14 protein-coding genes are annotated in these 22558 nt (G+C 49.1%); 10 read left to right on the top strand and 4 right to left on the bottom strand.

All coding sequences use genetic code 11. The annotated features are described in order from the left end of the window. Positions 1-111: 111 nt before the first annotated feature. The 4 genes from C9J03_RS16465 to C9J03_RS16450 form a co-directional block, all read right to left on the bottom strand. Positions 112-1827, bottom strand: a complete 1716-nt coding sequence (locus tag C9J03_RS16465; RefSeq protein WP_044620633.1) for a sulfatase family protein — start codon at positions 1825-1827, stop codon at positions 112-114. A gap of 419 nt (positions 1828-2246) precedes the next feature. Further along, positions 2247-3569 carry a hypothetical protein gene (locus tag C9J03_RS16460; RefSeq protein ID WP_044620632.1) on the bottom strand — a complete coding sequence of 441 codons (1323 nt, stop codon included), beginning with the start codon at positions 3567-3569 and terminating at the stop codon, positions 2247-2249. A gap of 200 nt (positions 3570-3769) precedes the next feature. Further along, positions 3770-5467 carry a sulfatase family protein gene (locus tag C9J03_RS16455; RefSeq protein ID WP_044620631.1) on the bottom strand — a complete coding sequence of 566 codons (1698 nt, stop codon included), beginning with the start codon at positions 5465-5467 and terminating at the stop codon, positions 3770-3772. A 462-nt stretch (positions 5468-5929) separates the two neighbouring features. After that, positions 5930-6898: a hypothetical protein gene (locus C9J03_RS16450; protein WP_044620630.1), complete on the bottom strand. Its 969-nt coding sequence runs from the start codon at positions 6896-6898 to the stop codon at positions 5930-5932. A 579-nt stretch (positions 6899-7477) separates the two neighbouring features. On the opposite strand from C9J03_RS16450, the gene C9J03_RS16445 reads away from it, so the two are divergent. From C9J03_RS16445 to C9J03_RS16400, 10 genes are all read left to right on the top strand, one after another. After that, a complete protein-coding gene (locus C9J03_RS16445; protein WP_044620629.1) occupies positions 7478-7819 on the top strand; it encodes a hypothetical protein in 342 nt (113 codons plus the stop codon). A gap of 100 nt (positions 7820-7919) precedes the next feature. Further along, on the top strand, positions 7920-9290 hold the full coding sequence (locus tag C9J03_RS16440; RefSeq protein WP_044620628.1) for a putative glycoside hydrolase: 1371 nt from the start codon (positions 7920-7922) through the stop codon (positions 9288-9290). A gap of 72 nt (positions 9291-9362) precedes the next feature. Then, positions 9363-10787, top strand: coding sequence for a sulfatase-like hydrolase/transferase (locus C9J03_RS16435; RefSeq protein ID WP_052829563.1), 1425 nt, complete (start codon positions 9363-9365; stop codon positions 10785-10787). Between the two features lie 40 nt (positions 10788-10827). Continuing rightward, a complete protein-coding gene (locus tag C9J03_RS16430; RefSeq protein WP_044620627.1) occupies positions 10828-12258 on the top strand; it encodes a sulfatase in 1431 nt (476 codons plus the stop codon). 293 nt (positions 12259-12551) lie between these two features. After that, positions 12552-13862 carry an anaerobic sulfatase maturase gene (locus tag C9J03_RS16425; protein ID WP_044620626.1) on the top strand — a complete coding sequence of 437 codons (1311 nt, stop codon included), beginning with the start codon at positions 12552-12554 and terminating at the stop codon, positions 13860-13862. Between the two features lie 51 nt (positions 13863-13913). Beyond that, positions 13914-15407 carry a sulfatase family protein gene (locus C9J03_RS16420; protein ID WP_044620625.1) on the top strand — a complete coding sequence of 498 codons (1494 nt, stop codon included), beginning with the start codon at positions 13914-13916 and terminating at the stop codon, positions 15405-15407. Positions 15408-15501: 94 nt separating this feature from the next. Further along, the gene (locus C9J03_RS16415) at positions 15502-16923 is read left to right on the top strand and encodes an efflux transporter outer membrane subunit (protein WP_082060431.1); all 1422 of its coding nucleotides are present in this window, start codon (positions 15502-15504) and stop codon (positions 16921-16923) included. A 2-nt stretch (positions 16924-16925) separates the two neighbouring features. Continuing rightward, entirely contained in the window at positions 16926-18227 is a 1302-nt protein-coding gene (locus C9J03_RS16410; RefSeq protein WP_044620623.1) for an efflux RND transporter periplasmic adaptor subunit, read from the top strand. Beyond that, on the top strand, positions 18227-21373 hold the full coding sequence (locus C9J03_RS16405) for an efflux RND transporter permease subunit (protein WP_044620622.1): 3147 nt from the start codon (positions 18227-18229) through the stop codon (positions 21371-21373). Before C9J03_RS16410 ends, C9J03_RS16405 begins: the two co-directional genes overlap by 1 nt. After that, complete coding sequence (locus tag C9J03_RS16400) at positions 21363-22550, top strand: serine hydrolase domain-containing protein (RefSeq protein ID WP_044620621.1); 1188 nt, start codon at positions 21363-21365, stop codon at positions 22548-22550. Before C9J03_RS16405 ends, C9J03_RS16400 begins: the two co-directional genes overlap by 11 nt. Positions 22551-22558 lie beyond the last annotated feature (8 nt).

Below are 22558 nucleotides of genomic sequence, written 5' to 3'. Positions count from 1 at the left end.
TTGGATTTGTGCCAGTGCCAACAGACCTTAAAAAAAAGCCCCCCATACATAGCGCATGAAGGGCAATTTCTATTAGACTAATCGTCTTTTGCGTTTATTTAAAGCCGCTAATTAAAAGCCCAGCTTTTTACGCTCCTCACGGTTCATAAACGGGTATGGTGCTTCGAAGTAATCTTCTGGCACGTCATAACGCACACGTGCATTCTCAAGCTCCGTGGTCATCATGGCTCGTACTTCAGCATACTCAGGATCTTCGTAAACATTGTTCACTTCGTTTGGATCTTTCACCAAATCATATAATTCGAAGAAACCTTTGCCTTCATGCTGAGAGTAGAAGTCAATCAGCTTGTAGCGATCGCTACGCACGCCATCATGACGAGGCACATTGTGTGCACCTTCCATGTAGTAGTGGTAGTAAACAACCGGACGTTCTTCCTGCCACTGGGCATCAGAGGTCTGGCCCTTGAGCACTTTCAGGAATGACTTACCCTGCATTTCCTCTGGAGTCGAAATCCCTGCAGCATCAAGAAACGTTGGACCGAAGTCCATGTTCTGGATCATCGCTTGCGGACGTTGATTAGGTGCAATCTGTCCCGGCCAGCGGATCATAAATGGCATCTTGAAGCCTTCTTCATACATGTAGCGCTTCTCAGCCCAACCATGCTCACCAATGAAGAAGCTCTGATCCGAGCTATAAACAACAATGGTATTGTCTGCCAGACCACTTTCATCTAGGTAATCAAGGATACGGCCAACGTTTTCATCGATGGTCATCACCGTCCCCATGTAGTCACGCATGAAACGCTGGTACATGTACTCAGTACGGGCAACTTTCAGATCACGCGGCACATTGCCCCAACGACGCTTGTACATCGGATCTTTCATCTTCTCCCAGTAATCGACGTTGACGTCATCGTACGCTTCATGGAATGCCGCTTTCTGTTCGTCAGTCAGGCGGTTCATCCACTGGTCAAAATGCCAGCGTTGGTCGCCATCCATGCTTTTGATCCACTCTTCGCGAATACGTGCTTTCTCAGGGGTTGTCGGTGCCGGTGGGAAAGCATTGATACCGACTGGTGTCATGCCGTATAGCTGCATCCACGCATTCTCAGCATGCTCACCGCGGGTTTTGTAATCGTCAAACAGCGTATCAGGGATCGGAAAGTTGTGATCCATGAAAGTTGCCATGTGTCGTGGTGGCGGGCGACGTGGAGTATGTGGCGCTTTGTACTGAACTTTCAGCAAGAAGGGCTTATCTTCATCCCAAGACTCTTCAAGCCATTCCAGTGACATGTCCGTAATCAGATCCGTCGAGTAACCCTCGATAACGCGAGTTTTGCCTTCTTGGTCAATAAACTCTGGGTTGTAGTAAGTACCCTGGCCACCCGCACCGTTAAGCACTAGTGAATAGCCAAACTCTTTAACCGGTGTCGGGTGCATGTGCCACTTACCAATCAGAGCCGTATCATAGCCGTTCTGTTCAAGGATCTTAGGGAAGATAACTTGATTAGGGTTCCAACGAGAGGTGTTATCAAGCACGCCATTCTTATGAGAATGCTTGCCTGTCATAACCGATGCACGGCTTGGCTGGCAAATAGAGTTGGTGACGAAAGCGCGCTCGAAAATTGCCCCTTCATTGGCAATACGATCAATATTCGGCGTTTGACCTAAAGTCGGGTTGTATGCACTGATAGCCTGGTTGGCATGGTCATCAGAAAAAATAAATAGAATGTTTGGTCTTTCTTGCTCCGCGGCAACACTGGTCATTGCAGACGAAGCTAATAATAAGCCAATCCCCTTCGAAAGGGTTGAGCGTTTAATATTCATATTGTCCTTGCCTAATATAAGATTAAACAACTTGATAACATCAAGCTATTTTTTACCTTTACGCATAGCGATAAAACAACGGTATGTGCTTTTCCGTGCACAAACGACTCAGTAAAATAACAAGCCAAACTGCCAAGTTAATCGCATTGAGTGAATTACGTCCTTTTCACCCCACAAATATAAACGTTTCGACTAAATGCGTCAATTCAACCGACCTAAAATGTGATCAGGATTAAGTACTACTTATTAATGACAATTACGCCTTTAATAAATTGTTCTAAATGATTTGAATATTAAATAAGTGTAAATATTTAATTCGGGTAATTTTCAAATAAAAAAAACTCCCAACATTTCTGCTGGGAGAAAACAACAATGATACAAACTGTGAAATTACCCTAAGAAACAAAAGAAGACGTTAACTACTCAAAGTAGTTGTTGTATTTATTGAAGAAATCCATGCCTAAATGCTCCGGCATTGCCGCAAGACCGAACAAAAACGTCGAGAAATCAACACCTTCTATAAACTCAGCTTTCCACTCAGGTTGGTCGTGGCTATAACGCCAAAGAATTTCGTAGCCACCTTCAAGTTCGTGTTTAGCATTAATCGTGTTGTCACGATAAGTCGAAATCAAATCGGCTTTCGCCCTATCATTAAATGGAATATAACCAGCCAAAATATGTGGTGAAACCACTAGGTTATGGTTGAACTGGCGATCACCATCGAAATGGAACCGGTCAACACAGTAGCCATTTGGACAAGAGCCTGCACCACTCCCCCATTCATATTCTTTTAACTCAACCCCTTCAACATCAACGTCTCGCCAGAATGCGAAGTCAGCTTTAGCCGAATTTTCAAGAGCTGTAACAAACTCTGGATGATTAGAAAAATCATGCATCAAATAATTATTGAACAAGAAATTAAATTGCGAGGTAAACCATGTTTTACCTTCGGAAAGAACAGGAATGCCATTATATTCAGCAACAGGAAGGAATTTTGTTGATGCGTACCAAATATCCCAGAACTTCTTGGCATTACTCGCATTAACAGCGTTGTCTAAATCTTTCGCCTGCTGGTTAGCAATACCGGCAACAAGCATATATTCATTGAACGCTTTGGTACGATACTTTTTAAACGTGCCGTCGGTATGCTGGGCTAGGTAGATACGACCAGTTCGAACATCGGCAATATACTGGGTTAAATCAGTATTGCGGTACAAGAAGTCGGCAAGTTCGGCGATTTCTTCATTTTCACTGAAGTAGTTTTTAACAAACAGCGCACCATAAATCATGATGGCACTGTCAACCGGACTCCAGTCATCACCGACCGCTTCACCGGTCTTGGTATTATAGAAATGAATAAACGTATTGGTTGCATTCTGCGGTACCGCGAAATTTGGGTCACGCCCCGCTAGCTTGCGCAGTGTCACCAACGCAAGTTGCTCGGCTTCTGGCTCCCAGCCATTAGCATGACCAATCGTTAGCGCAATCAACCCCATACCAGAGTTGGCAATGGAGCCTACATAGCTGCGGTCACCGTTGAGGAATAGCTTGTCTTCATAGGTGCCATTCTCATTTCGTAGTTGTTGCCAGTACGCATAACCACCACGGTAAAGGCTATCAATAATTTCTTGATCGCTTTTCACTGTTTCACTGATAACGGTGTCATTTGCCGCCGTTTGCGCGAATGCCATCCCCGGCAGGAGCATTGTACCAATCAGCAGCGCAGCTAACTTCTTTTTCATTTCGATTCCTTCATCTTTAAAAGGTATACGCTAACGTATTTTCTGCCTTTAAATATAAACGTTTCGACAGCTTATTCAAATGGAGTGGCGGTAGACTGTGCGATAGGTCACGCGATTTAATTGTAGCAGTTTGTAAATAACAAAGGCCTGCCCTTAAACAAGGCAGGCCTAAATTTATATCATTTAAAAACAGATAGTTACTACTTTATCAGGCCAAGCTCACGACGTTCTTTACGGTTCATGTACACATATGGCACTTCAAATACATCGTCAGGAACCTCATAGTTATTTCGAGCTTCTTTCAACTGGCCATGCATCATTTCGCGAACTTCTGCATACTTTGGATCGGCATAGACATTATTTACTTCATAAGGATCAGTTTCTAAATCGTAAAGTTCGAATTCACCTTTACCGCCGTTTTGTGAATAGAAGTCAATCAACTTATAACGCTCCGTTCTGACCCCATCATGTCTTGGTACATTATGGGCACCATGCATGTAGTAATGGTAGTACACAGCCGGACGCTCTTTATGCCACTGCTCATCAGACACCTTACCCTCAAGCAAAGCTTTAAAGGACTTGCCCTGCATCTCTTGCGGAATATCGACACCGGCAGACTCAAGGAAAGTCGGGGCAAAGTCGATATTCTGGATCATCGCGTCTGGTCGGAGACCCGCCTCAATGTGTCCAGGCCAGCGGATCAAGAACGGCATTTTCATCCCTTCTTCGTACATGTAGCGTTTTTCGGCCCAACCGTGCTCACCGATGAAGAAGCTTTGATCCGAGCTATAAACCACAATGGTATTGTCGGCAATACCTGCCTGATCGACATAATCCAGCACGCGGCCGACGTTTTCATCAATACCCAACACCGTTGCTGCGTAATCACGCATAAAACGCTGATACATGTAACTTAGGCGATCCGCTTTTTGCTCGGTGGTAAGGTTCCCTCTCCTTCTTGCATACTTAGGATCTTTTTGCATCTCCCAGTATTCAACGTTAATGTCATCATAAGCAGCATGCCAGGCATCACGCTGCTCCTGATTCATTCGCTCCATCCACTGCTCGTGCGTTTTTCGCTCTCTAGGATTCATACTGGCCAGCCAGTCTTCTCGCACTTTTGCCCGCTCTGGTGTTGTTGCCGCCGGTGGGAATGCATTAATCCCAACAGGCCCCATGCCGTAGAGCTGCATCCAGGCGCGCTGGGCATGGTCACCTCGGGTATTGTAGTCATCATGCAAAGTTGCCGGCTCAGGGAATACATGGTCTTTAAATGTGGTCAAGTGCCTCAGTGCTGGGCGGCGTGGCGTGTGTGGTGCTTTGTATTGGATCTTAATTAAGAATGGTTTGTCTGAATCTGCATGTTGTTTCATCCAGTCAAGAGACATGTCTGTGATGACATCGGCCGAGTAGCCTTCAACCACGGTTTTTTTGCCCTTTTGATCAACGAATTCCGGTTGATAGTAAGTCCCCTGTCGCCCTGAACCACTGAGTACAATCGAATAACCGAACTCATTGACCGGTGTCGGAGCCATGTGCCACTTACCGATTAGCGCTGTGTCATAACCCGCTTGTTCCAGCAGTTTAGGGAACGCAACTTGGTTCGGGTTCCAACGCGCCGAGTTATCGGTTACACCGTTTTTATGTGAATGCTTGCCCGTCATCACCGAAGCACGGCTCGGTTGGCATATCGAATTCCCCACAAAGGTGTTTTCGAAAATCGCACCTTCGTTAGCAATTCGGTCAATATTTGGTGTTTTCACCAGATCAGATCCATAGGCACTGATTGCCCGGTTGGCGTGATCGTCGGAGAAGATAAAGATAATATTGGGCTGCTCAGTCGAAACCGGCTCTGCCACTGCAACTGGCGCTATCACTGAAGATGCCGCCATTAGCATGGTAAGATTCTTAAAAATTTTGGAATATCGAAGGTTCATCGTAACTTATAACCTGTCTTCAATGGATGATGGTGATCGATGCAAAGTAGAGAAACAAGCGCAACGGACAAGCCAACAGATCGTTACCTACCAATGCAATCACATGCGCCAACCACCAATATAAACGTTTCAACAATCTTACACCGGTTATGCTTCTAATAATGTGAGTAGCCTAGCATTCTCGTACAACCGGGGCGTTTAGAAGGGTGCTTTCTTCGTGGTAGGAATGGATAAGCAACGCGTTAATTATAGATGTATTAAAAAGGTTAAGAATGGTATCAAAATAATTCAGGAAAGTTATCGCTAGCAGGAGTCTGAAAATAACCAGCCAACAACAAGTTTAGGAAAAGTATTTAATTCAAATACTTCCCGAAAAATATAATACAGTAAAAAAAGGGGCCGAAGCCCCTTTTGATAATTCATTTACAATGTGATGTTGAAACCAACACGGAATTGTAATTCTTCCTTATCACCACCACTCCAGTCAGTAACTCCAGCTGGAGGTCCATTACGCTTGCCTTCTTTATACTGAGCGTTAGCAACGAAACGAAGATTTCGAGTGATTCGTTTGTTGTTGTTTATACTGATGGATGCATAATCATAACCCACCCAGTGCTGGCCACTTTCTTCACGACCAAATGTAGTGTTAACCTCAGTCGTGATATCGTAGTAGTGACGTAAACGAACAAAAGGTTTCACATTGTAGTTCTTGCGACGAAATTCGTAATCAGAGTTGTCAACAGTTCCGCTGTATGTTCCACTAATACCAAAGTTAAATTGTGGGCTATATCGGTAAACATAATTGACATCTGCAGAATAGGCCTGCCAATTATCATTATCTTCACGGTTGTATCGCTCACGCCACTTAAACTGGTAATCACCGGTGGTAGAGATGAAGTGCTGGCCAAAGGTCAGCTGTACGCCTGGTTTTAATTTAAGTTCTTGCGTTGCAAGTCCATTGGACGCTTCAACACCACGGATATACACAGGCTCTGCGAACCAGCTTACCTTTGGACTAACCCAGTGCTCATAGCGAGGGGCAATGGTAAAGTTAACGCGACCGTCGGTACGCTCTTGATTTTTACCTTCAGTGAGCCAAGCTTCTGAAAGGACATGCCTGATACGCCAGTGCTCATTGATTCGTGTCGAACCATCTAAATAAACCAAGCGGACATTGCTACGTTTTGGCGCGCGTTCAAATACGGCTTCGTTATAATTTAGACCAGTAAAAAAGTTAGTTCGTCTTAGATTCGGATTTGAATCTGCACGCACTTGAATTGTATCGACATCACCGTCCATATCAATCTGGAAAGAACCTGAGTCTGTTTGAGAAGCCCAAGCTCCCCCTGAAAGCAATAATGTCCCTATGCTTAATATCAATTTCTTATTCATTTTAACCCTGCTTACGTATCAGATAATTATAACTCGCTGGTATTTGTAATTGATGACTGAAGTTTTTAAATAAGTAACAAAATTCGTAATCTTCAATCATCTAATTGATATCAACAAAGATAAACGTTTCGACTAGGAAGTCAATCAACACGACAAACAGCAAAAACAGGTTATAAGTATCTAATTTTGTTGATTTTTGCATCCAATTGATGAATTTTATAGAGCAATTTAAATTCACACAATATGAACCAAATCACACGCAAAATTTTACACCCACGACTAAAACCCACTTAAATCAACAACTTACACCAGCACCTTTTTAGTGACTTGTATATTGGTTTATTTTTGGGACAAAAAGAACGCAAAATGAAAACCTGAGCATATTCACCATTTCCCCCTGACTAAAAATGGTTAACCAACAGGCTTTAACAAGCGTTACATCACAAAATTCATTAAAAAACTTAATATTTTTTTCTTGTTGAGGGGCTGATGATTGAACCGTTTAAATATCTTATGTATGTTTCACTCAACATTTAGTTGAAACGTTTTTATGACACAGGTTTTCTTGGAGATTCCGCTATGAAAAAAATGATTGCTACCTGCTCTACTGCACTGTTAATGCTTATTTCAAGCCAAGCCCTTGCATACAATGACCTTGCTCCAAGAGATCAAAAGCGAATCTCCACCGAAGTCCATGAGATGCAAGTTTTCTTAGAACTTAGTCAAGGTGATGCCGACAAAATTAAGCAGCTAAAAGCGGATATGGCAAAAGCAAATGCAAAACTTATCCAAGAACACGGCCGCGGTACAGATGCTTTCCGTGAAGCGCGCAAGCCATATTGGACGACTTACCAGTCAGGCCTATTCAAAGTAATAAGCCGTGATGATCTGCGCCGCTTCAATGCCTCGAAAAAAGGCTAAATCTGTATCCCTAATATTAAGAAAAAGGCTCCCTACAATGACTTATAAGAAATCCTCCTTAGCTTTATTAATAACTTCGGCTGTCGCACTAACAGGATGTTTGAGTGATAACTACGACTACAGCGGCGGTGGTAACACCGGTGGCGGTGGTGGCGGTGGTGCATCAAACGAACTCGGTTTGCAAGTACCTCTTTATCACAACGATCCTAAAGAGTTCAACAACCCATATGTGATGTATGCGGTAGATTCAGACGGAACGGAAACAGCGGTCGACGGCAACGCATTGCCAGCAGCAAGCAATATCAATGTCGAGGGTGAGTTCGCTAAAGTCTCCCCCCTAACCGTCACTGTGACTGACAACCAAGCTTCTTTACGTTTCTTGGCTAATCAAGACTACGACATAACAAAATCTAACGGTTTTTATGATGCTGAAAAATTCCAAGGCGGGTCTGTTCAATTCTATGTTAAAACGCTAAGTTATGATTTAGGTGATGACCCGGCAAATCCAAATCCGGTCCTGCTCAGCATGGCTAACGGCGACAAGAAATTCTCCGCCGATATTACCAGTGCCGTCATCGCTTCTGCTGGTGAACAAGCCCAATTTATCCGCGTTCCTCTCAACTGCTTTATGGACGATGGCTTAGACCTCACAACTGTTGATATGGCCATGGAGATCGAAACCACAGGCGCCATTCAGTACGAGTTTAGCCAGGCACGTTTGGCCAATAACTCAGTGACTGTCACTCCAGCAAATGTCAATATCCAAGGTTGTTACAACAACAACAACAGTAAGGTACTGACTGATGAAGAAACGATTATCCTACGTGATACCAAAGTCGGATCAACTTGGGAACTAAGTGGTGAAGCACAAGATATACGCATTACGCGTGGTGCTGCAGCCAATATTACGAATAATGGTGTTGATGAAGATGCCATCCGTGCCCGTGGCATTTATTACGATGAAAAATTCGATCCGGAAAGACGCAGCATCCTCTCCTTTGCCATCGATATCGGCGCTAACCTCAAGGATATGACACAGCCTAGACTTGACCTCAGCCACTATATGCTAAACGGTGAATTACAGGCAGAGTTTGTCATTCCCAATAACGGTACAGTCAATATGCCTACTGAAGGCCAGCTAGAGCTAGTCATGCAATTCTACAGCCCGGGCAACAACACAATAGATTTGTCTGCGGGTGGATACGGCAATAGCGTGGCTCTAACATATAACCTAACCGCAGCAGAGGCAGATAAAGGCAAAACTATTGACATTGCAATCCCGCTACGCGACTTCTTTACCAGCGCAAACGGTCAGGTTAGCCTCAACGCCCTGCAATATGTGGAGAAACTAGAAACCCACGTACAAGTTAGGCACAGTGACGACAGCATTAAGTTCGATGCACTAGAAGGTTTCCGTTATGGCCTGGGCGACATCAAGCTGGTAATGAACCCGACCGACACACCTGAATAACTTTCTCCCCTTTTATTTATAAACGGCCATTTCACATGGCCGTTTTTTCCCAGTTTTGTAGGAAACATTACGATGAACACCACGTTTAACAAGCATGGTCTCACGTTGGCCATGATGGCTGCACTGAGCGCACCGGCGCTTGCTGATACGCCAACCCCAGCCACTGAGACGCAGCAACAACCGAATGTCCTGTTTATTTTCGTCGATGATATCGGCTATGCCGACATGGGCTTTCAAAACCAAAGCCAGGATATCGTTACCCCGCATATGGACAAGATCGCTGCGGAAGGTGCCATCTTTTCTGCTGGCTATGTAACAGCTTCCGTCTGCGGACCCTCTCGTGCCGGGTTGCTGACAGGCCGCTACCAGCAGCGTTACGGTTACCACGACAATACCGCTCCATTCATCAAGGAGCCCGGCATCGTCCAGGGCCTCGACCTCAATGCCAAAACTATTGGTAACTATTTCAGCGACGCCGGCTATGTCACTGGCTTTATCGGTAAGTCTCATGACGGTGATGCTAAGGAGTACTGGCCGCACAACCGTGGCTGGGACGAGTTCTACGGGTTCAATAATGGTGCTGCCGACTATTTTGTCAGTGGTTTTAATACCATGAATGCTGAAGAAAGAACGTTCTCATCAATCCACCGTAACGATGAATTGGTTGAAGATTTCGATGGCTACCTGACTGACATTTTTGGCGATGAAGCTGTCAACTTTATTGAACGCCATAAGGATAAACCTTTCTTCCTTTATGTACCGTTCAATGCCTCACACGGGCCGATGCAGGCCAAGAAAGAGGACTTGGAGAAGTTCTCCTATATCGACGACGAACTGCGCCGAAAAATGATCGCGATGACGTACAACATGGACCTCAATATCGGCAAAATGGTCGACAAACTTGAAGAACATGATTTGATGGAAAACACCATGATCATCTTCATGTCAGACAATGGTGGTCGACCTGATGACAATGGGTCTGTCAATACGCCGTTAAATGGTAGGAAGGGTACCTACTGGGAGGGCGGCATTCGCGTACCAACAACCATCACTTGGCGTGGCACCATCCCTGCTGAACAAGTCATTGACACACCAATGATATCCCTCGATATCTTACCGACCACGCTGGCAATGGCCGGTATTGAACAACAAGAGGAATGGCAGCTAGAGGGCGAAAACTTGCTGCCGTTACTTAAGGGTGAAGTCACTGATATCGATGAGCGATTCCTGTACTGGAAAACTATCAACGCGAGCGCCATCCGCGACAACGACTGGAAACTGTTTATTCCGAATACCTTGGTCAAGAGGCCGAAACCTCAGTTGTACAAGATCTCGGAAGACATCAGCGAGTCGAACGACATTGCCCACAAGCACCCTGAACAGGTCGCACGCCTGCTAGCAGAACTTGAACGCTGGGATGCCGACAACCAAGAGCCGAAGTGGGGATGGAACCGTCAGCTATTCCCGCATGCCAATGGCTGGCGCGGACGCAACTAAGCAAAGGGCTGTAAACCTCTGACCTACGAGGAAAATAAGAATGAAAAATATTTTTAAGAAAACAGCCGTAAGCATGACGGTGTTGGCAGCCCTGGGGAGCGGAGCTGCCTTCGCCCAATCCAACGAGCAGTCGCAAGCACAACCCAATGTGGTTATTCTGTTCGCCGATGACTTAGGCTATGCCGATGTGGGCTACCACAATTCAAGCAAGGATGTCGAAACCCCGAATATCGACCGCCTGGCAGCCAGTGGTGTAGCACTGACATCAGGTTATGTCACCGCGCCGGTATGCGGCCCATCGCGCGCTGGCATTACATCGGGACGCTACCAGCAGCGCTTCGGCTTCCACAACAACACCGGCCCATTTGTGCGTGAGAAAGGTATCGTCCAGGGTACACCGGATGATATGCTGAACAACAATTTCGGTTACTACTTCCAGCAAGCAGGTTATGTCACCGGTATGGTCGGCAAGCACCATGACGGCAAACAACGTAAATTCTGGCCCCACCACCGCGGATTCGATGAGTTCTACGGCTTCAACAACGGTGCTGCCAACTACTTTATAGGCCCTGTCAACAAAGAGCGCGCAGCGCAAAAGCCTTTCTCTTCAATGTACCGCAACGATGAGCTCGATGATAATTTCGATGAGTACCTGACCGACCGTTTCGGCACCGAGGCCATCAGCTTTATCAAGCGCCATAAAGACGCCCCTTTCTTCCTTTATGTGCCATTCAATGGCGTGCACGGTCCACTGCAGGCGACAGACGAAGATCTGGAGCGCTATGCTCATGTCGAGGATGAGAAGCGCCGCAAGCTACTGGCAATGAACTACAACCTTGACCGTAACGTTGGCCGTATTATGGATGCGCTCGACGAGCAAGAATTAACCGAGAATACCATTGTCTTCTTCCTGTCAGACAATGGCGGAAAGCCCAAAGGCAATGCATCCTATAACCTCCCTCTGCGCGCTGAAAAAGGCACCCTGTGGGACGGCGGGATCCGGGTACCGTTTACCGTATCCTGGCCTGGCACCATTCCTGCGGGACAGACCATCGACGAGCCTGTTATCTCACTTGATATCCTGCCGACTATGGCTGCCGCTGCCGGTATTGAAGTGAAGGCTGACTGGCAATTGGACGGTGTCGATCTGCTTCCGCTGTTTACCGGGAAAGAAAAGCAGCTGGAGAATCGCTTCCTGTACTGGAATACCACTCTAGCCGCTGCAATCCGCGACCACGACTGGAAGCTGGTAGTCCCTAACCTGCGAGCCAAGCGTAAGACTTATCAGCTGTTTAACATCAGCAACGATATCTCGGAGTCTGTTGATCTGGCCGACAAGCACCCGGAACAGGTTGAGCGCCTAAAGGCCGCGTGGGAAGCCTGGGATGCGGAGAACACGCCGGCACTGTGGGGGTGGAACCGTGGCATGTTCCCGGTGGAAACGAACTGGCGAAACCTCAACAGCTTGTAACCACCGTTCAGACAGCGCCAAGGCGCTGTCTTTTTTTACCCACTTTTATCATTTCGACTACATAGTAGATTTAGCTCACATTACCAGACATGCAAACCACGCATAAATTGAGGCACTACAGGCTTTAAGGTAATCTTTAATTAACTCGAAACGTTTATACAGAAACAAAACATAAACGCTTTCATTGATAGCCAACCATAGATTGATGTTTCGCATACAAACACTGTCAAGGATGCGACGCCAAGTGCAAGCTTAACCCTCAACCTATGCCAATAACGTTATAAAGGTAAGCAATGTCTACGTTCAAACCATGCCATGTTATGGCGAAACCAAGCAGCTCTGTATGCAACCTTGACTGCACTTACTGTTTTTACCTAGAAAAAGAGAACCTTTACCCAGAGCGAAAAAGCCGCTGGCAAATGTCAGATGAAACGCTTGAGGCCTACATAGAGCAATATATTGATGCTAACAGCGGCAACGAATCGATCGAGTTCTCCTGGCAAGGCGGCGAGCCAACCCTTATGGGGCTCGACTTCTTCCGCAAAGCCGTGGAGCTGCAGCACAAGTACAAGAAACACCACCGAATTACCAATGCGTTCCAAACCAATGGCCTGCTTGTTGATGACGAGTGGTGCCAGTTTTTCAAACAGCATAATTTCCTGATTGGTATCTCCATCGATGGCCCTGCCCACCTGCACGACCATTTCCGTGTAACTCGTGCCGGCAAGGCAAGCCATGAAAAGGTGATGGCAGCCATCACCAAGATGAAAAAGCACGGTGTCGATTTCAACACCTTGACTGTGCTCAACAGCGAGAACGTGAAGTACCCTGAAGAGGTTTACGATTTCTTGGTCGGCATTGGCTCCACCTTCTTGCAGTTTATTCCAATTGTTGAGCGTACAGCCAAGCAGGAAACAGATGAAGGGCTGTTCCTTGTTAGCCCAGAATACCAGGCCGAGGCCGATGTTACCGAATGGTCGGTACCGTCACTGGCCTATGGTGAGTTCCTCAACCGCGTCTTCGACCGTTGGGTCAAAAAAGATGTCGGTCGTATTTATGTCAACACCTTCGACTCAACCCTAGCGACATGGTGCAACGAGCCATCGGGCATTTGTGTTCAGTCAGAAACCTGTGGCCATGCCTTTATTCTTGAGTCCAACGGCGACATGTATAACTGTGACCACTTTGTGTATCCAGAGCACAAGCTTGGCAATATTCACAGCGCCTCAATCCAGGCTCTGAACCAGACCGACAAGGCCGTCCAGTTTGGTATGGATAAGAAAGACAAACTCACCCTGCAATGCCGCCGCTGCCCTTACCGCATGCAGTGCCACGGGGGATGCCCTAAACACCGTTTCTCCCGCTCTGAAGCAGGACAAGAGGGACACAGCTATTTCTGTGCCGGCTACTATGCCTTCTTTTCTCACACCGAGGCAAAGATGAAGCAGATGCGCGACCTACTCATGCGTGGCCGCCCGGCTTCAGACATTATCTATCTCGACCTGCAGAGGAAAATGGTCGCTAACACTTTTACCGGTGGCCGTAACTCCCCTTGCCCGTGTGGAAGCGGCAAGAAGGTCAAGCGCTGCTGCCAGATTGTTTAAGTTACTCAACGAAAAATTAAGTAAACGGGGCAGTATTCAATGAAGGTCACTATGTTTGGAAAAGGAAAAAAATCCTCATTAGCTTTTGCGATTGCTGGCTTACTCTATTCTGGCTCCACCGTGAATGCCCAGGAGATCGAACCGCCTCGGGACAACTTGGCAAGCCAGCCAAATATCATTGTTATCTATACCGACGATCAGGGCTGGGGAGATGTCGGCTACCATGGCTTCGATGATATCCACACCCCCAATATTGATGCGTTGGCCGCAGGTGGTGTCCATTTTCCGCAAGCTTATGTCAGCGCTTCAGTATGCGGCCCGTCCCGGGCCGGTTTGCTGACAGGGGTATACCAGCAGCGTTTCGGCATTTATGGCAACTTTGCCCAAAACCATATTCCGCGCAGTCAGCCTCTGATGATGGAAATGATGCAGGACTTGGGTTACACCACCGGCGTCATCGGTAAATGGCACATGGGCGAGCCCACCGGCAGGCCGAATGAACGTGGGGCGGACTTCTTCTATGGTTTCCATGGCGGCTCGCACAACTACATGTTTTCTGATGCCGTGGAAGGGGGCAAGCCCTGGTTATCCCCGCTTTATCGCAACACGGCAACAGAGCCGCCCATCCAAGAAAGCAATGGCTACCTGACCGAGCTATTTACCGACGAAGCCGTGGCGTTTATTGAAAACAATGCTGACAAGCCGTTCTTCCTGCACGTCGCCCATTTTGCCGTTCACCACCCATGGCAGGTACCGGATGGGTATATAGAGCGATTGGACCATCTCGACGTCCACCATGAAGAGCGGCGTTTCTTCGCCGCACAAACATTAGTCTTGGATGACGGCATTGGCGCTATCATGGATACCCTGAAATCCCACCAGCTTGATAAAGACACGCTGGTCTTTTTCATGAGTGATAACGGCACGCCTTCCGGACAGGGTTTTGAAGAACCTCGGAAGAAAAAGCGGGGGGAAACAACCATGTCTAGCCCTGGGCCATTTAATGGTTTTAAAGGGGATACTTATGAAGGCGGTATCCGTGTTCCATTTATTATTCATTACCCTGCCCAGATAAAACCGGGAATGAAATATGAGCCTATGGTTAGCTCGCTAGATATATTCCCGACCATTGCCGCCCGTTTTGGCATTAATGAAATAGAAACAACTACTGCTGCAGCAATCCCCTTTGATGGCGTTGACCTTTTCCCTTATTTATTGGGAGAAAAAGATGGTGAACCACACCAAACCCTATACTGGCGCCGGGACAATGACTACGCCATCCGCGATGGAAACTGGAAGCTCACCGTCAATGATGACAATGGCCCGGCAACAATTCAGCTATTCGATATGGCTAATGACCCTGGTGAATGGCATGACCGTGTCATCGATGAGCCTAATATTGCCCAAGCGCTAAAAGATAAATTTGATGCCTGGGAAGCAACCTTGCCAATAAATAAATTGAGCCACAAACCAACCAACCGCAATAATGGTTTTAGCGATGGTGAAAGAGTAAATGTAAAAGAATTTAACCAGCGAATGAACTAATAAAGCGATACTGTGCCGCCTAATGGATTATTAGCGGTATCCAACAATATTTAATACCTAATAACCACCCGATAAGGTTTGTGGGAGCCTGATCATGCCTTCAAGTTCACGAGCAATACTATTTCTCCGCACCTCGACAATAGCGTTGCTGTTAAACGGCTGTGTTCAAACGCCTCAGGAACACACCGATATAGCATCTGCTATTGCTCCTTCCTTTAGCATATCCGGTAACATGGAATCGGATGAATTCTGGTGGAAAGAATTTAACGATGCTCAGCTCGATCAGCTTGTCAGCACAGCACTTAAATCAAACTTCAGCCTGCAATCGAGTGTCGCCCGCGTACAGAGGGCGGCTGCCACGGCCGATGTCAGAAACGCCAGCCGCTACCCTACGGTAAACGGTGTGGCTGGCAGCAATGTCCGCCGAGAAAGGGGCTCCATCAACGGCGATATCACACAAGAAACAACGGAAAATCTGAGGCTAAACGCCAGCTGGGAGCTCGACTTATGGGGCAAGAACCACGCCAGGGCATCTGCGGCCTATTTCAGCTTCTTGGCCAGTGAAGAGCAGTTGCAGGCTGCCGCGCAAACCCTTGCCGGGGACATCGCGAGGCGCTGGTATCAACTGATTGAACAACACCAATCTCTGGCCATACTCGAAAAACAAATTAGCAATACCAAAATTATCGCCGAGATCACCGGCCACCGTTACCGCACCGGCCAAGGCAGTATTAGTGCCTTATGGCGCCAGGAGCAGCTCTTAGAGAACTTGGAAGCGCAAGAGAAACAAGCCCGTAAGAATTTGCAGATCATCGAAAGACAGATGAATGTCTTGCTCGGACGCTCGCCAACGGCCGCTGTCGATTGGGCATACTCATCATTCCCGGCTTTGCCACCGCTGCCTGATACCGGCCTTCCTGCCGCGCTGCTAGAGAAAAGACCTGATGTAAGGGCTCTCTGGTATCAATACGCGTCGAGCCAGCAAGATGTTTCTGCTGCTGCTGCGGCTCGGCTACCAAACATATCCATCACCAGCTCCGCCGCGAGCAGTGACTGGTCTAATGCATTTGAACTTTGGCAGCTCAATCTTGGCGCTCAGCTCAATATCCCACTGTTTAATGCCGGGAAACTGGAAGCCGAACAAAAGGTCGCCGAAGCATCCTCTACGCAGGCCTTCTATAACTATACCCAAGGAGTACTCAGTGCTATTGAAGAGGTAGAAACCAACATTCTTAGTGAACTGAGCCAGCAAGAACAACTCGACTCATTGCGCCGTCAAACCCGACAGGCCAACAACATCCTCGATGTAGAATCAATTCGCTACAGCCGTGGAATGCAGGGGTACTTGGATGTACTCAATGCCCAAGAGAAGCTGTTTACCCTCCAGCAGCAGACACTCAGGGCGCAGCGCCAACTTTTCCTACGCCGTATCGCCACCTATCAGTCATTAGGAGGCGGCCTCATTGCAGTGTCTGACAATGGGGAAATCACATTGCCATACAGGACGGAATCCTGAACATGACCAGCCCAACGCAAACATCAACATCCCGAACAAAACTGGCGACAGCACTCAAACTGTTACTGCCCTGCCTGATCATCGCCGGCGGGCTCTATGCCAGTCATCAGTTTATGCAAGGCAAGCCTCACCGCCCATCACGGCCAGGTCAGCCGCCAAGCCGTACTGTTGATGTCGAACCTATCAGGCTTAGCCGTGACATCCCGCAGATCGTCGTTCAAGGCTCGGTCGAGCCAAAGCGGACGATCAGCCTCCGCTCGCAACTACGCGGCCTGGTCACCAACATGGCTGAAGATCTGGTGCCCGGCGGCTATGTCAAAGCCGGTGAAACCCTACTGAATATTGACCTTCGCGACCATGCCCTGGCCGTAAAAGAGGCGCAGGCAACCCTGGCACGCCACCAAGCACTGTATCAGGTCGAGTATGGCCGCCGCCGGGCAGCCGAATTGGAATATGCACTCTCAGGGCAGTCATTGGCCGATGACGACCTTGATTTGGTGCTGCGCGGCCCTCATTTGGCTCAAATCGAAGCCGATATCGCCCGCAGTCAAGCCGCTCTGCAGCGCGCAGAACTCAATTATGAACGTACTCACATTACCGCACCGTTTGATGCGCAAATCGTCTCGTTGGATGTCGCCAAAGGCAGTTTGCTTCGAGATAACTCATCGATCGCCGAACTGGTGGCCACCGATACCTTCTGGCTGCGGGTCAGTGTCCCGGCCCACCAGCTGCAATGGATCACCGTACCCGACAATGGCCGCGCAGCAGACTCACAAGGACAATGCATCGGCTCTGCCGTCACCATTCGCAATCCTCATGAATGGGGGGGGCGAGCAAGCCGTCAGGGGTGTGTGGTCAGCCTGCTACCGACCCTCGACAACAAGGTTAAGCTGGCCAACCTGCTGGTTGAAATCCAAGACCCGCTGGCAATGCAACCACAAAACAGCGGCAAGCCAAAGGTGCTGCTTAACGCCTTTTTACAAGCAGAGATCGACACCAACCCATTCGACAACGTCGCACGGATAGCCCGGCGCCACCTGCAACAGGAAAAATTTGTCTGGCTGATGGCAGAAGACGGCACCCTTGTCGCCCAGCCAGTTTCAGTTACCTTTCGTACCCAGGATTATGTGCTAATTGATGAGGGGCTTGATAGCGGCGATCAGCTGATCACTACCCCGTTACCGGGCGCTGTTGAAGGGATCAGCCTGGATGTTAGGCAAGTCCCGCTCGAATTTGACCTGTCAACTGCCGACAGCACACCGGCTACCCAGCACGAGGTAGGCAAGCAAGGAGAGCCAAGCTGATGAAAAACCGTCGCGGAGCCATCGCCTGGATGGCGGGCAATGGCGTCACCCCCAACCTGCTGATGCTGTTCTTTATCATTGGCGGCCTGTTGATGGCTTGGCAGATCAAAAAAGAGGTCTACCCCAACTATCAGCACAACTCAATCCGGATCTGGGTGCATTATCCCGGCTCCACACCGGCAGAGATGGAGCAGGGAGTCACCCTACCGATCGAAAACGCGATAAACGGTATCGAGGGGATCAAGGAGATCCACGGCTGGGCGAACTCAGCGGGAACCAATATCACCGCCGAGCTGATGAACGGCGTCGATGCCGACCGGGTTCTGCGTGAAGTCGAGAGCGCCGTCAACCGCGCCCCCTTACCGGCAGGGGCTGAAAAGCCACGGATCTTTCGCAATGAAACCCGCGATCAATCCTTCGAGTTGGTTCTGTACGGCGATGTCGATCTCATCGCCCTAAAGGAAACCAGCACCGAGATCCGCAACATCCTATTGAGCTCGCCAGGACTCACCCAAGTCGAGATCGGCGGGTTCTCCAAATACGAGGTCCAGATCCAGGTCGATACCCTCACCCTGCAACAATATGGCCTAGGACTCGATGACATTGCCAACAGCATCAGCCGCCACGCCATCAACCAGTCGGGAGGCCGACTAGAAACCGCCGGCGGTGACATCCTGTTGCAAATCGACGAAAGTCGCGGCTGGGCCAAAGATTTCAGCGATATTGTCGTTATGCAAACCCCGACGGGCAGCAAACTATATTTGGAAGATATCGCCACCATTCGCGATGGCTTTTCCAACCGACACAACCGCAATTTCTATAACGGCTACCCCTCGGCCAGCATCCGTATCTATCGCATTGCCGATCAGACCCCAGTGTCTATCTCCGAGTCGGTATACGCCCTGATGCCGGAACTTGAATCCAGCCTGCAGCCCGGTATATCGCTGGAGGTGGTAGATGACGATGCGGTTATCTACCAGCAACGCATGTCGCTGTTGCTGAAGAATGCCTTCAGCGGCCTGCTGCTAGTATTGCTGGTGCTGGCGCTGTTTCTCGATGTGCGGCTGGCTTTCTGGGTCACGGTGGGGATCCCAACCGCCTTTCTGGGCGCTGTGTTGTTCCTACCGAGCATGGATGTCTCGATCAACATGATCTCCATGTTTGCCTTTATTATCGCCCTTGGAATCGTGGTCGATGACGCCATCATCGCGGGGGAGAACATCCATGAGAAAATGAGCCAGGGGATGCGCTTTACCGACGCCGCGATTGAAGGTGCAAGGGATATCGCCACCCCGCTCACCTTCAGTATCCTGACAAATATCGTTGCCTTCATCCCCATCTGGTTTTTGCCCGGTACGCTAGGGCTGACCTTTAAGGTGATCCCCCTTGTGGTAGGGGCCGTGTTCATCATCTCATGGGTTGAGGCGCTGTTTATTCTCCCCGCACACGTCGCCCACATAGACTATCGTCAACCGCCACGCTGGACGCGACCTTTTAACGCGGTGCAACACAAGGTAGACGGCGGCCTGCAGTGGTTCATTCGGCATATCTACAAACCGACCCTGCAGCGCCTGCTCGCCGGTCGCTATATCGTGGTCGCGACGGGGTTTGCCATGTTGATCAGCGCCATTGCCTATATCTCGGGCGGCCACATGGGCTTCACTACCATGCCAAGGGTGGAGGCTGAGTTTTCTGTCGCCCGTGCCTTTATGCCCGTCGGCAGCTCCGCAGAAGAAGCCGAGATGGTTCGAGGGCAACTCGAAAACGCCGCTAAACAGGTGGTCGCGGAAAACGGCGGCAAGGTCCTGGCAAAAGGGATCTCGAGCCGGATCTGGAGCCGAGATGGCGAATATGTGGTGATGACGCGGATCTTCCTGCAGCCGGGCGAAAATCGTGCGCTCAGCACCCGTCAGGTATCAGCCCAGTGGCGACAGCTAACGGGCGAGGTACCTGCGGCCAATGCGGTGCGTTTTTCCGCCACCGGCAATGGCCCAGGAGCCGATGTTGCCGGGGTCACCTTGGAGCTCACCCACCGTAACAATCATGCGCTGCGCGCGGCCAGTGAGGAGCTCAGTGAAATCCTCAGCAACTATGCGGGCATCGTGGATATTGAAAACAGCTTTATGTCAGGTAGCCAACAGATCCGCCTCGCCCTGCGCCCGGAAGGCAAGAGTATGGGACTGACTGAGCAGAGCTTGATCCGCCAGATCCGCCATGCCTTCAGTGGTGTAAGAGCGATCCGCCAACAACGCGGCAGCGATGAAGTCGACGTCAAGGTACAACTGCCCGACTGGCAACGTGCCAGTGTTTATCACCTTGAACAACTGCCGATCAAAGTCGGCAACCAGTTTCTTCCGTTATCACAAATCGCAGATGTGTACCGAGAATATTCTGCTTCGGCAATTCACCGTCGTGATGGGCAGCGACGGATCAGCGTCAGTGCCGATATTACCCCCTCGTCGGAGGCCATGACCCTGACCCAAACCTTGCGTCGTGACGTGCTGCCGGTACTGGAAGAAAAGTATCCAGGTCTGGATATTGGTTTTCGGGGCGATCAAGCCGAACAAAAAGAGAGTCTGGAAAGTTTGGCCGTCAACGGGGCGCTGGTAATGCTGGCACTGTACTGCCTGCTGGCGATCCCGTTTAAGAGCTATACCCAGCCTCTGATCATCATGACCATTATCCCGTTTGGTTTGATTGGCGCAGTGCTCGGCCACGTCCTGCTTGGCTATGTCCTCAGTGTGGTGAGCCTGCTAGGTATTCTTGCCCTTAGCGGGGTGGTGATCAACGACAGCCTGATCCTGGTAACTGAAGTTAACCGTAACCGCGAGGCAGGCAAGCCGCTTCTCGAGGCCATTATCAACGGCAGTGCACGGCGTTTTAGACCCATCATACTGACCACCCTGACGACCTTTGGCGGCCTTGCACCAATGATCTTGGAAACCTCCAATCAGGCCCAGTTGATGATCCCGATGGCGATATCACTGGGGTTCGGCATTCTGTTTGCCACCCTGATCACCCTGGTACTACTGCCGTGTTTATACCATGCCCTTGAAGATATAAAGGCGCTTTTTCAAATAGGCACCGAGCCGCAGCAAACAGAACAGGAAGACACCGCCATGGAGAGCATTACCCATGCAGCCTAGCCAACACCTGATCCGAATATTAATCGGAGCCTATGCAGTATTGGCCGCTGGGTTACTCACCGTGGCGGAGCCCGCTAGCGCCCAGGACGGGCTCAGTGATGAGGTGGTCACCCTGAATCATGTTTCGACAACGTTCGAGCAGCCAACAGTCGCTGGCATATCAACACGGGAGAATAACGGCAGCTACCGCACTCCCGTCTCCCGCAGCGACGGCATCGCGACGGCCGACCTCCATGATACGGGGCTTGATAGCCAATTAATCAACCAGCTGCGCCAAGGTATCGCCGCCGGACATTATGGTCAAATAGACAGCCTGCTGATTCACCACAAAGGCAAGCTCATCTCGGAAGATTACTGGTATGACGGGGCAATAGATAAACCACACTTCATGTTTTCGATCACCAAAAATATGCTGTCCAATGCCATCGGTAAAGCTATTGAACTTGGCTTTATCGACAGTGTGGACGACCCCGCGATCAAATACCTACCCAATATAGAGACAGCCCCCCTTGCCCGCGGTAGCAAAGAAATTACCCTGCATGACTTGCTCAGCATGCAATCGGGTATCTCAATACCTAACCGTCCAGAAAACCAACTACCGATCACCGTCGACAACCATGCCCAGTTGTATCTCTCATTAAGCGACGATGTTGAGCCGGGAGCGCACTTTAAATACCAGGGGGCCGATACCGATATCCTCAACCATGTGCTCTTCAACGCTACGGGAAAAGATCTTGCCGCCTTTACCGAACAACACTTTTTTACCCCGATGGAGATTGAACACGCCTATTGGGAAAAATCAGCCTGTGGCCTGACCAAAGCCAGCTCAGGACTGCATATGACTTCGCGCGACATGATCAAGTTCGGCATGTTGGTGCTAAACGAAGGACTGTTTGATGGTAAGCGGTTACTTACCAGGAAATGGCTACACAACGCGACAACCCCAAAAACCCAAAACGGCAACTACGGCTATTACTGGTGGACCCAGAACTTCCGCCTGAACGGACAAGAGCTAACAACCATTTCGGCGCGAGGTGCTCGTGGCCAGTTTATTTTCGTGAACCCCGACTTGGATCTTATCGTCGCCGTCACTAGCAGCAATACCGGTCAACAACGGCGCGTACCGCTGCAATTTGTACCTGAATACATTTTGCCAGCAATCCCACCAGCAGAATAATCTAGAGG

This window comes from Photobacterium gaetbulicola, assembly GCF_003025515.1.
Lineage (GTDB): Bacteria > Pseudomonadota > Gammaproteobacteria > Enterobacterales > Vibrionaceae > Photobacterium > Photobacterium gaetbulicola.
Note: the sequence above shows the minus strand (reverse complement) of the source record. Positions and strands in the feature narration are given on the sequence as shown.

Bases quoted from the DNA above. Each gene is read 5' to 3' on its own strand.
- C9J03_RS16430 (WP_044620627.1), top strand. From the start codon at position 10,828: ATGAAAAATATTTTTAAGAAAACAGCCGTAAGCATGACGGTGTTGGCA.
- C9J03_RS16460 (WP_044620632.1), bottom strand. From the start codon at position 3,569: ATGAAAAAGAAGTTAGCTGCGCTGCTGATTGGTACAATGCTCCTGCCG.
- C9J03_RS16425 (WP_044620626.1), top strand. From the start codon at position 12,552: ATGTCTACGTTCAAACCATGCCATGTTATGGCGAAACCAAGCAGCTCT.
- C9J03_RS16415 (WP_082060431.1), top strand. From the start codon at position 15,502: ATGCCTTCAAGTTCACGAGCAATACTATTTCTCCGCACCTCGACAATA.
- C9J03_RS16445 (WP_044620629.1), top strand. From the start codon at position 7,478: ATGAAAAAAATGATTGCTACCTGCTCTACTGCACTGTTAATGCTTATT.
- C9J03_RS16410 (WP_044620623.1), top strand. From the start codon at position 16,926: ATGACCAGCCCAACGCAAACATCAACATCCCGAACAAAACTGGCGACA.
- C9J03_RS16405 (WP_044620622.1), top strand. From the start codon at position 18,227: ATGAAAAACCGTCGCGGAGCCATCGCCTGGATGGCGGGCAATGGCGTC.
- C9J03_RS16455 (WP_044620631.1), bottom strand. From the start codon at position 5,467: ATGCTAATGGCGGCATCTTCAGTGATAGCGCCAGTTGCAGTGGCAGAG.
- C9J03_RS16435 (WP_052829563.1), top strand. From the start codon at position 9,363: ATGAACACCACGTTTAACAAGCATGGTCTCACGTTGGCCATGATGGCT.
- C9J03_RS16400 (WP_044620621.1), top strand. From the start codon at position 21,363: ATGCAGCCTAGCCAACACCTGATCCGAATATTAATCGGAGCCTATGCA.
- C9J03_RS16450 (WP_044620630.1), bottom strand. From the start codon at position 6,898: ATGAATAAGAAATTGATATTAAGCATAGGGACATTATTGCTTTCAGGG.
- C9J03_RS16465 (WP_044620633.1), bottom strand. From the start codon at position 1,827: ATGAATATTAAACGCTCAACCCTTTCGAAGGGGATTGGCTTATTATTA.
- C9J03_RS16420 (WP_044620625.1), top strand. From the start codon at position 13,914: ATGTTTGGAAAAGGAAAAAAATCCTCATTAGCTTTTGCGATTGCTGGC.